Origin of the sequence: Tenacibaculum sediminilitoris (assembly GCF_964513795.1) — a bacterium.
GTDB lineage: Bacteria > Bacteroidota > Bacteroidia > Flavobacteriales > Flavobacteriaceae > Polaribacter > Polaribacter sediminilitoris.
Map to the genome: position 1 here is coordinate 1 of NZ_CAZEQR010000010.1, position 11,355 is coordinate 11,355.

Genomic DNA, 11,355 nt, shown 5'->3' on the forward strand with positions numbered 1-11,355 from the left:
ACCACATTTAAGTCTTAACATGAAAACACCTAACTTTGTACATAACAAAAAAACCAGAGAAGTTAACTTCTCTGGTTCAATATAATTTTTTAAATAACTGTCAACCTATTTTAGGACGACTCAATAATTTAATATTACTCCTAAAATATATCTTTTTTACTCCATTAAAAGAACCTTTTACAGTTTATTAAACTATTAAAAATATTTAATTAGAATATTAATCTAAATATTTACATTTTACCTGATAAATAATATCTCTTTAATTACTTTTGACGGCTTAAATTTTAATACTATGGTTAACGAAGGAAAATTATCATTAGAAAATCAGCAAAAACTAAATAAATTACAAGAAGAATTAGCTTCTGCTCGTGATACTTTTTTAGGGTATCCTGTATCAAAAGATTTCGATTATTCAGAATTAAATAAATTTTTTCAATATCCAATTAACAACCTTGGTGATCCTTTTGAACAAGGTACTTACCGCGTACGAACCCATGAAATGGAACGTGAGGTCATCGCTTTTTTTGCAAAACTATTTAGAGCAAACCCAAAAGATTTTTGGGGATATGTTACCAATGGTGGATCAGAAAGTAATTTATATGGTTTATACATCGCTCGTGAGTTGTTTCCGAAAGCTATGGTATATTATTCTGAATCTACTCATTATAGCGTTCGTAAAAACATTCATCTTTTAAACATTCCCAGTATTGTAATTAAATCACAAGAAAATGGTGAAATGGATTATGAAGACTTTGAAAACACAGTTCGTATGAATCGTCATAAACCAGTAATTGTATTGGCTACTTTTGGTACTACAATGAAAGAAGCTAAAGACGACATAGGTAAAATTAAAATAATTTTACACAAGCTAGCTATTCAAGATCATTATATTCATTGTGATGCAGCTTTAGCAGGCTCTTTTGGACCATTTATGCAACCTCGTCTTCCTTTCGATTTTATGGATGGTGCTGACAGTATTTCTATCAGTGGACATAAATTTATTGGTTCACCAATACCTACTGGAGTATTAATAGCTAAACGTTCAAACAGAGATAGAATTGCTAAAGGCATTTCGTACATCGGTTCTTTTGATACTACTATTACGGGTTCTCGTAATGGGCACTCTCCTTTATTCTTATGGTACGCTTTAAAAAAATTAGGTATTGAAGGTTTACAAAAACGTTACCTACATAGTTTATCAATTGCTGAATACTGCGAAGCCGAATTACAAAAAATTGGAATAAATGCTTGGAGAAACCCTAATGCAATTACTGTGGTGTTACCAAAAACTTCAAAAAACATTAAAGATAAATGGCAGTTAGCTACTGAAGGAGATGTTTCTCATGTAATTTGTATGCCTAATGTAACCAAAATACAGATTGATGAATTCGTAAGTGATTTAAAAAATTGTACGGAACAGATTATTGAAGAAGAATTTTCTTATGATTTTTCATTAAGCTAGAATTTTGAAATTTCTCTTATTCATTAAGAACTAAATCATATAAAAAATACTGAGAAATTTCTTAGCGTTTTCTTATACATTCTATAATTTGAAACTTTTTATTTTGTTTTAACACAGTCACGATAGAAAAAAGTTGAGTTAAGTGTGTACTGTAATTCAAATGTGAATTAGCTACTAATAAAAATCTTCCGTTGTTTTTTAAACAGTTTTCTACTCCTTTAAAAAGATTCAGTGCTACTTCAATATTATTTTCATATTCAAAATGAAAAGGTGGATTAGACACTACTAAATCAAAATAATTTTTTTTCAAGTTTTCTAGCGTATCATCGCATAAAAATACTGTATTCTTTTCTTGTAAGTTCATCTTAGATGATTCCATAGCTAAGTTAAAATCATCTAGTAAAGTTACGCCTGCTTCCTTATTTTGCTCTGCTACTTCATAAGCTATAACCCCATTACCCGAAGCTACATCTAATACGTTTAACTCTTCTGGTTTAACTACTAAGTTTTCTAAAAAAAACTGTGTTCCAACATCTATGTTTCCAGAAGAAAACACACCATAATATTGTTGCAACTCTTTATCTTTCCACCGAATAGTATTAATTAAGTTTTTCTTTTCAGTTTCTTTTTTAGGTACTTTTAAAATCAGCAAACGTGCCTTTTTCCATGCTTTTGACTGCGTTACTTCTTCAAAATATTGTTCAGCAACCTTTATGAAAGAAGAAGAAAAATACTTCGTCATAAATCCACAAACAACCTCTGTTTTTTCATACGAAGCTTTATGAATTTGTTGTAAAAACAACTCAAATAACTCTAAAGATTTTGGAATTTTAATCAAGGCTACTTCTACATGCTGTAAATCATCTAGTGGTGTTTTAAAATCAACCTTCGTAGAAAGTTTATTCAATATCAAATTTTTACGAATTGCTTTTCGCTGACTAGCATACGTCCAAATAGTTGTAACTCTTTTATCCTGTAGAGCACAGTTCCAAACCCCGAAACGATCGTTAAAAAGGTGTAAGTGTGCTATATTTTTTTCTGCTACATATTCCAACGCTAAGAGTTCAGCACTACTCCAAGCTCGTAAACTTTTATCAGAAGTTTCGGGGTAACGCTGTAATTGATATGTTTTTGAATTAATTTTTACTGTAGTATCCAATTAAACTAATATTCTACTTTTAATTTACTAAGGCTCTTTCTTTAGTGTAGTAAATTTCATCTAGTGAAGTTATTTTCCCTGCTCCGTTTCTTCTAAAAATGTGTTTTGACTCTACATCTTCTATTGACTCTTTCCCCATAGCTGCAACCATTTCTTTAATTGCACTAATTGTTTTATTGTGATAATTCTTTACACGTATATTTTTATACTTAACTACCAAAGCTTTCACTAAATCTTTTTCTTGTGTTGCTACACCTACTGGACAGGTATCTAAATTACACTCACGTGCTTGAATGCATCCTAAACTCAACATAAAACTACGAGCCATTCCAATAGCATCGGCTCCTAGAGCTAAATATTTAATCACATCAAAAGCATCAATAGCTTTACCGCTTGCAATAATTTTTATTTGATCTTTTAATCCGTACTTTTTTAACGTCTTATTCACGAACGATAACCCTTCTAATAATGGCATTCCGATATAGTTTGAGAACTCTAAAGGTGCAGAACCTGTTCCTCCTTCACCTCCATCAACAGCTATATAGTCAGGGTAGTTGTTTGCATCTGCAAACGTTTTGATCATTGTTTCAATTTCATCGTTATCTCCAACACAAAACTTAATTCCCACAGGCTTTCCTCCTGATAATTCTCTTACTTGTTGAATAAACGCAACCATTTCATCAAAATTAGAAAAGGCATCGTGTGCTGGTGGCGAATCTACACGTGTAAAAGGCTCTACAGAACGTATTTCAGCAATTTCTTTTGTGTTCTTTTTAGCTGGAAGAATTCCTCCATGACCTGGTTTAGCTCCTTGAGAAAATTTAATTTCAATCATTTTCACCTCTGGTCTTACTGCATTTTTCTTAAAAATTTCAGCATCAAAAACACGCTTTCCATCCACACTCTTTCCTGCTCCAAAATAACCTGTTCCCACTTGGAAAATTAAATCTCCTCCTTGTAAATGATATGGTGAAATTCCACCCTCCCCTGTGTTATGCGCAAAATTACCCATCTTTGCTCCTTGATTTAATGCCGTTATTGCATTTTTACTCAACGAACCAAAAGACATTGCCGATATGTTAATTATAGAGGCATCATATTTTTGTGTACACTTGTCTGAACCTATTAATACCCTATCTCCTTTTATATGATGATGATCTTTAGGAAAGAGTGAGTGCTTTACAAATTCATATCCTTTTGCATATACATTGTGTTGTGTACCAAAAGGAACTGTTTCAATTTCTTTTTTTGATCTTTGATAAACTATGCTTCTTTTTTCACGGTTAATTGGTTTCCCACTTAAATCGTCTTCGATAAAATATTGCTGAATCTTCTCTCTTTCCTCTTCAAACACCCAACGCAAACGAGCTACTATAGGAAATGCACGCATTAGTGAGTGTTCTTTTTGAATAAAAGCATCGTAAACTGCTAACAAAGTTACCGCTGAAGCTATGGTTAATAAAATATAATTCCCCATATCTGGCATAAAATAAACCAATACACCACATAAAATATTAATGACAATGATAACCGATAAAATAGTATCTCTCATTTCTTTAGTTTTCAGGTAAAAATACAATTTTAACGCAAAAAAAGCTCTGACATATAGCCAGAGCTTTTAAATATATTGAAATGCTCAAAATTATTTTTTGAATTTTGAGTATTTGTTTTTGAACTTATCAATACGCCCTGCAGTATCTACTAACTTAGACTTACCAGTGTAGAAAGGATGTGAAGTTCTTGAAATTTCTAATTTAATTAATGGATATTCAACTCCATCTACGTCTAAAACTTCTTTAGTATTAGCAGTTGAACGTGTTAAAAAAACATCTCCGTTAGACATGTCTTTGAACGCTACCATTCTATAATTTTCTGGATGTATACCTTTTTTCATCTCTTGTAAATTTAAAATCTTTTATTTTTATTGAAAAAATTACAAAGTTGGTAAAGCTTTATAGTTATTTCATGTATCAAAAACCTGCAATGGCTATTTGAGAGTGCAAATTTAATTCTTTTTTTTAATTTGCAAACAAATAATTTGCTTTAATTTGTAGAAGATCTTTATAAATTACAGAAAACAACATTTTATATATGCATTTTTATAAACTTATAACTTTAGGGCTGGCTACTTTACTTATAACTTCTTGTAGCGAAACTAATTACAAATTTAAATTAAATACCACTAAAAAAACCTCTCTAGGTAAAAAAGCTGCTATAAAATTTGAACAACTTAAAGGGGAACAGATAGATTCTGTACAACTTTATGTAGACAATAAACGTGTAAACACAAACGAAACAAGCATTACCATTAATACTACTGATTTTGGTGTAGGAAAGCATGCTGTTACTGCTTTGGTATTTTACCCTAATAAGTCTAAAAAGCTAAACAATTCTATTGAGATCTTAGCTAAAGAAGCCCCTGCTGTATATTCATACAAAATTGTAAACACCTATCCGCACGATAAAGATGCTTACACACAAGGTTTAGAATATAAAGATGGTTATTTATATGAAACGACAGGACGCAAAGGGCAATCTACCTTACGAAAGGTAGAGTTAAAAACTGGGGAGGTACTACAAAAAATAGATTTAAATAAAAAGTATTTTGGAGAGGGAATGACCATTTTTAACAATAAAATTTATTGGTTAACATGGCAATCACGTAAAGGCTTTATCTACGATTTAGAAACATTTAAACAACTAGGCTCTTTTGATTATAACAATAGTAATGAAGGCTGGGGATTAACACATAACAATTCTGAACTTATTAAAACTGATGGAACAAACAAGCTTTGGTTTTTAAACCCTGAAAACCTAAAAGAAAAAAGAAGTGTTCAAGTATACACAAACAAATATCCAGTTGATAATTTAAATGAGATTGAACTTATCAATGGAAAAGTTTATGCTAACAAATGGCAACAAAATTCAATAGTTATTATTAATCCAGAAACCGGTATTGTTGAAGGTGTGGCTAACTTAAATGGATTAAGAGATATTGTTACTAAAAATCAAGCTTTAGAACCTCAAGACGAAGTATTAAATGGTATTGCATATGATGTTGAAAACAACCGTTTATTTGTTACTGGAAAACATTGGGGAAAATTATTTGAAATAGAATTAATCAAACAATAACTTACTACCTAAAACCATGAAAAATACCCTTACCATACTAGCACTTATTTTATCTATTATTATGATGTCTTGTAGAAAAGACTTTAATACAGTACCTAGTTATGGGAAGTTACAGTTTTCAAAAGACACTGTATTTCTAGACACTATTTTTAGCAACATAGGTTCTGCTACTTATAACTTAAAAGTATATAATAAGAGTAGTAAAACTATTACCATTCCTGAAATTAAGTTAGAAAATGGAAACGCTTCTAATTATCGATTAAATGTAGACGGATTAGCTGGTAACAGTTTTAATAACATTGATATTTTAGCTAACGATAGCATCTATGTTTTTATAGAAACCACTATTGATTTCAATGAAATTACCAATCCTTTATATACTGATAAAATATTGTTTGATAATGGTGAGAACCAACAAGATGTAGATTTGGTTACTTTAGTACAAGATGCACATTTCATTTTTCCTTCAAAAAACAATTCAGGAATTGAAACTCTTACTATTGATGGTGAAGAAACTGAAATTCAGGGACGTTTTTTAACAGATGCGGAGCTTACATTTACAAACGAAAAGCCCTATGTTATATATGGCTATGCTGCAGTACCTTCGAACACAACACTTATAATTGAAGCTGGAGCTAAAATTCATTTTCATAATAACTCTGGATTAATTGTTGATAAAGAAGCTAACTTTATAGCTAATGGAACTTTAGAGGATAAAATTACTTTTGAAAGTGATCGACTAGAACATCAATTTAGCGAAATTCCAGGGCAATGGGGCACTATTTGGATACGTGAGGGCAGTTATAACAATCAATTAAACCATACTCAAATTAAAAATGCCGCTGTAGGACTCTTAGTTGACGGTCAAAACACCTCATCTCCTACACTAACCATAAAAAACACTGAAATATACAACAATACTAACTATGGTATTTTAGGTAGAAATACACATATTGAAGGTGAGAACCTAGTAATAGGTAGTACGGGTCAATCTGCACTGGCTTGTACTTTTGGAGGAAAATATAGTTTTACACATTCTACTTTTGCTAACTTTTGGAACAATAGTATTCGTCAGTTACCATCAGTTTTAGTCAATAACCATATTACTTACCTTAATGATAATAACCAAGAAATTACGGAGACTAATGATTTAGTTACCGCTAACTTTATAAATTGTATCATTGAAGGGAACAACAACGTTGAATTTATTCTTGATAAAATTGATGGTACAACCTTTAATTACATGGTTGAAAATTGCTTAATAAAATTTAATGACCTTAATAATTCATTCACTAACAATAATGAATTGAATTTTGATGATTCTGCACACTATCAAAATAACATTTTAAATGGAGAGCCTAACTTTAAAGATGTTACTAAAAGCGAGTTTATCATTGGTGAAAATAGCAACGCAATTAACAAAGCACAACCTTCTGCTGTTACTCAAGATATTTTAGGTGTTTCTAGAAGTTCTACACTTGATATTGGCGCATATCAACATATAACTTTTTAAATGAATAAGGTTTATATACAAAACACTTCCATTTAACGAACCAAACTCATTAATAAATTAATGAGTTTGGTTCGTTAAGAGCTACTCTTTCGTAACTGTCATGAATAGCTTTTTTAAAAAATAAAATCTATTACAATATAAATATTTGCCGAGGGCAGTACCAAATAGATTTAGGAATCTATGCAAAAAAAAGGATACAGTGTATTCCTTTTTTTTCTTCTAAATTTAATCTTTTTTATATATCACACCATTTTTCATTACAAAGGTTACCTTTTCCATAGTATGGATGTTTTGAGTAGGATCTTCATCTACTGCAATAATATCTGCTAGAAATCCTTTTTTAACTTGTCCTAGCTCATTTTTCATATCTAATAATGCTGCATTAGTTACTGTAGCAGACTGTATAGTCTCCATAGCAGGCATTCCTGCTTCTACCATATACCCAAATTCTTTACCATTCTTACCATGTTTAAACACACCTGCATCGGTACCAAAAGCTATTTTAACTCCTTTTTTATAAGCTCTACCAAAGGTTCCTTGTATTTGCGGGCCAACTGCTAAAGCCTTAGGAACAACTATCTCTGGATAAAACCCTTTTACTTTTGCTTTCTCTTCAACCTCTTTCCCTGCTGTAATAGTCGGTACTAAATATGCATCATGTTTTTTCATCAGCTCCATCGTAATATCACTCATATAAGTTCCATGCTCTATAGTTTTTACACCTCCAATAATAGCACGTTGCATTCCTTCATCTCCGTGAGCATGAGCCGCTACATGCATTCCATAATCTTTTGCAGTTTCACAAATTGCTTTTATTTCATCAATATTAAATTGCGGATTGTCTCCACTTTTAGCAACACTTAACACTCCTCCTGTAGCTGTAATTTTTATACAATCTGCTCCATTTTTATAACGTTGGCGTACTGCTTTTTTTGCATCTTCAACCGAGTTTACGACTCCTTCTTTTGGACCAGGATTTCCAATCAACTCTCTACTACTTCCATTCGTTGGGTCTGCATGCCCACCCGTAGTTGCTAACGATTTTCCTGCAGTAAATACTCTAGGCCCTGTAATTTTACCTGCTTTAATTGCTTTGGCTAAAGAAATATTAACCCCAGTTCCTCCTAAATCTCTCACTGTCGTAAAACCATTTAACAAAGTGGTTTCCGCAAATTTTACTGAATTATAGGCTCTATCAGCTTCATTCAATATATATTTTTCTAATCTCGATTTTGGGCTGTGTTCACTTTCAATATGCACATGCATATCAATCAACCCAGACATTACTACCTTATCTTTTAAATCTATTGTTATATCATCAGGGTTTTCAGGATTCACATAGTCTTTTAACACATCAACAATCTTATTACCCTTTACAATTACGGTTTGTTGTTCTTTTATTTTACCTTTTTCTGTATCAATTAATTTCCCGCAAAATATATAGGTGTTTTGAGCAAATGTTGCAATTGATATTGTTAAGAATAACACTAAAAAAAGTCTTTTTTTCATGATAATTTAAGAATGATTAAGCAATAAATGTAGTGATTTTTATGTAGCTTGCCTTTTTAAATTTTGACAATTACATGAAGAACATTGTTATTACAGGAACTAGTAGAGGTATTGGTTTTGAATTAGCGCAGCAGTTTGCTTATCAAGGACATCAAGTCTTAGCTCTATCAAGAAATACAAAACCTTTAGAACAAGTAAATCACCCAAATATTACAACTATCTCTGTCGATTTATCTGACGAAAAGGATATAAAAAAAGCGGTTGATTTTGTTTCTACTGAATGGGAAAAGGTAGATATTCTTGTTAACAATGCAGGAAAATTGATTAATAAACCTTTTGAACAATTAACTACGCAAGATTTTGAAGAGGTTTATAAAGTGAATGTTTTTGCAGTTGCTGAATTGACTAAAAACTTACTGCCTTTTATGCAACAAGGGAGCCATGTAGTAACAGTAAGTAGTATGGGTGGAATACAAGGAAGCATGAAATTTCCAGGTTTAGCTGCTTATAGTTCTGCCAAAGGTGCTGTAATTACTTTATCTGAATTATTAGCTGAAGAGTACAAAGAACAACAAATCGCTTTTAATGTTTTAGCATTAGGGGCTGTACAAACAGAAATGTTAGAAGAGGCTTTCCCTGGATATGAAGCTCCTTTATCAGCTAAAGAAATGGCTAATTATATTTTTGACTTTGCTTTAACAGCTAACAAATACTACAACGGAAAAGTATTACAAGTTTCTAGTTCTACTCCATAAAGAAATAACGACTGTCACTTCGAGTGATTTTCGTTCAACATAGTTGGAAAGAAAATTGTATCGAGAAGTATTAGCTAATTCTCGATACAATTTTTATTTTTCCATTTTATTTCAAAATAAAAACCACTCGAACTGACTTTTGAAAAAAACATTGATTAAATATATCCCCGAAGAAGCAATTCCATTAGTTGAATATTTAATTGTTGAACATCGTATCAACTTAAAAATAGTAAGCCAACGCCAAACTAAGCATGGCGATTTTCGTCGTTTACCAAACGGTCACATGCAAATTACGGTGAATAACAACTTGAATCCATATCAGTTTTTATTAACATTAATTCATGAAATAGCTCATCATGTTACCTATCAAAAGTTTGGAAGAGTACAGCCTCATGGCAAAGAGTGGAAAACGGTTTTTCAACATTTAATGCTGCCTTTTTTACAGCCAGAGATTTATCCTAAAAATATTTTACCCTATTTAGCCAACTACTTAAAAAACCCGAAAGCGAGTACCGATACAGATGTAAATTTATCATTGGCATTACGAGAAGGAAAATCAGAAGATGGAAAGAATTTTATCTTTGAAGTTCCAAACGGAAGTGTTTTTCAGTTTAAAGAAAAACTATATAAAAGAGGAAATAAACGCAGAACACGCTATGAATGTTTAAATTTAGAAAATAAGCGCGTGTATCTGTTCAATCAAAATGCAGAGGTGAAACTCGTAGTTTCTAAATAAACAAAATAGTATGAACTCTAATTATTATGCAGTAATTATGGCGGGGGGTGTAGGTTCTCGTCTTTGGCCGGTAAGTACCGAAAAGTACCCAAAACAGTTTCACGACCTATTAGGAACCGGTGAATCTTTACTGCAAAGAACTTTTAGTAGAATTAATCAATTAATTCCTTCTGAAAATATTTTAATCGCTACGAATAAGCGTTATGAAGAATTAGTATTAGAGCAGCTTCCTAAAATTAGTAGTAAACAAGTACTACTTGAGCCTACAATGCGCAATACTGCTCCCTGTATTTTATATGCTGCGTTAAAAATTCGTCAGCAAAAAGAAAATGCTGTAATGCTGGTAGCTCCGTCGGATCATTGGATTGAAAACGAGACTGAATTTATTAAGAATATTGAGACTTCTTTTAACGCTTGTGCTAAAGAAGATATATTGATGACCCTAGGAATTCAACCAAATCACCCTAATACAGGTTATGGCTATATTCAATTTGAAGAAAATGCTTCTGAAATAAAAAAGGTTAAAACATTTACTGAAAAACCAAACCTACAAAAAGCTACTCAGTTTTTAGCGAGTGGTGACTATCTTTGGAATGCAGGGATTTTTGTTTGGTCTGCTTCTAGCATTTTAGATTCTTTTAAAAAACATCTTCCTGAAATGGTTGGCATTTTAGATGATGGGAATAATGTGTACAATTCCGATTTTGAAGACGATTTCATTAAAAATAATTATGAAAAATGTGAAAACATTTCTATTGACTTCGGAATTATGGAACGCTCTGAAAAAGTACATGTACTCCCTGTAGATTTTAGCTGGGATGATTTGGGTACCTGGGGTTCTTTATATAACAAACTTGGTAAAGACACTCACCAAAATGCGACAGTTGGAGCCACAACTATTTTTAAAGACGCCAGCGGAAATATGGTCAGCACTAAAAACGGTAAAAAAGTAATAGTTCAAGGATTACAAGATTTTATTGTGGTAGAAAAAGATGATGTTTTGGTTATTTGCCCACGTAAAGACGAACAAGATATTAAACAGCTACGAACTGAAGCAAAAGAGAAGTTTTAACAAACTACCTCTCTTTT

At 31.8% G+C, this 11,355-nt stretch carries 10 protein-coding genes; 6 read left to right on the plus strand and 4 right to left on the minus strand.

What is annotated here, in order from left to right:
- Nucleotides 1-292: 292 nt before the first annotated feature.
- Nucleotides 293-1,462: a histidine decarboxylase gene (locus ACKTSW_RS03600; protein ID WP_408023905.1), complete on the plus strand. Its 1,170-nt coding sequence runs from the start codon at nucleotides 293-295 to the stop codon at nucleotides 1,460-1,462.
- A 61-nt stretch (nucleotides 1,463-1,523) separates the two neighbouring features.
- Here the strand turns inward: ACKTSW_RS03600 and ACKTSW_RS03605 are convergent, their stop codons facing one another.
- The 3 genes from ACKTSW_RS03605 to ACKTSW_RS03615 all read right to left on the minus strand — a co-directional run bounded on the left by ACKTSW_RS03605 (nucleotide 1,524) and on the right by ACKTSW_RS03615 (nucleotide 4,515).
- Complete coding sequence (locus ACKTSW_RS03605) at nucleotides 1,524-2,621, minus strand: methyltransferase (protein WP_408023906.1); 1,098 nt, start codon at nucleotides 2,619-2,621, stop codon at nucleotides 1,524-1,526.
- A gap of 19 nt (nucleotides 2,622-2,640) precedes the next feature.
- Nucleotides 2,641-4,173: an FMN-binding glutamate synthase family protein gene (locus ACKTSW_RS03610; RefSeq protein WP_408023907.1), complete on the minus strand. Its 1,533-nt coding sequence runs from the start codon at nucleotides 4,171-4,173 to the stop codon at nucleotides 2,641-2,643.
- Between the two features lie 90 nt (nucleotides 4,174-4,263).
- Nucleotides 4,264-4,515, minus strand: coding sequence for a type B 50S ribosomal protein L31 (locus ACKTSW_RS03615; protein WP_408023908.1), 252 nt, complete (start codon nucleotides 4,513-4,515; stop codon nucleotides 4,264-4,266).
- A gap of 197 nt (nucleotides 4,516-4,712) precedes the next feature.
- Here ACKTSW_RS03615 and ACKTSW_RS03620 point away from each other — a divergent pair, with 197 nt between their 5' ends.
- Together ACKTSW_RS03620 and ACKTSW_RS03625 are read left to right on the plus strand one after the other, a co-directional pair.
- Nucleotides 4,713-5,753 carry a glutaminyl-peptide cyclotransferase gene (locus ACKTSW_RS03620; protein WP_408023909.1) on the plus strand — a complete coding sequence of 347 codons (1,041 nt, stop codon included), beginning with the start codon at nucleotides 4,713-4,715 and terminating at the stop codon, nucleotides 5,751-5,753.
- Nucleotides 5,754-5,769: 16 nt separating this feature from the next.
- Nucleotides 5,770-7,266 carry a hypothetical protein gene (locus ACKTSW_RS03625; RefSeq protein ID WP_408023910.1) on the plus strand — a complete coding sequence of 499 codons (1,497 nt, stop codon included), beginning with the start codon at nucleotides 5,770-5,772 and terminating at the stop codon, nucleotides 7,264-7,266.
- A gap of 225 nt (nucleotides 7,267-7,491) precedes the next feature.
- Here ACKTSW_RS03625 and ACKTSW_RS03630 read toward each other — a convergent pair whose 3' ends face one another.
- Nucleotides 7,492-8,775 (minus strand): metal-dependent hydrolase family protein, encoded by a 1,284-nt coding sequence (locus tag ACKTSW_RS03630; RefSeq protein WP_408023911.1) that lies wholly within the window; start codon nucleotides 8,773-8,775, stop codon nucleotides 7,492-7,494.
- Nucleotides 8,776-8,849: 74 nt separating this feature from the next.
- On the opposite strand from ACKTSW_RS03630, the gene ACKTSW_RS03635 reads away from it, so the two are divergent.
- The 3 genes from ACKTSW_RS03635 to ACKTSW_RS03645 all read left to right on the plus strand — a co-directional run bounded on the left by ACKTSW_RS03635 (nucleotide 8,850) and on the right by ACKTSW_RS03645 (nucleotide 11,338).
- Nucleotides 8,850-9,530, plus strand: coding sequence for an SDR family NAD(P)-dependent oxidoreductase (locus ACKTSW_RS03635; protein WP_408023912.1), 681 nt, complete (start codon nucleotides 8,850-8,852; stop codon nucleotides 9,528-9,530).
- A gap of 151 nt (nucleotides 9,531-9,681) precedes the next feature.
- Nucleotides 9,682-10,266 carry a SprT-like domain-containing protein gene (locus tag ACKTSW_RS03640; protein WP_408023913.1) on the plus strand — a complete coding sequence of 195 codons (585 nt, stop codon included), beginning with the start codon at nucleotides 9,682-9,684 and terminating at the stop codon, nucleotides 10,264-10,266.
- Between the two features lie 10 nt (nucleotides 10,267-10,276).
- Nucleotides 10,277-11,338, plus strand: coding sequence for a mannose-1-phosphate guanylyltransferase (locus ACKTSW_RS03645; RefSeq protein WP_408023914.1), 1,062 nt, complete (start codon nucleotides 10,277-10,279; stop codon nucleotides 11,336-11,338).
- The last annotated feature ends 17 nt before the right edge of the window (nucleotides 11,339-11,355 follow it).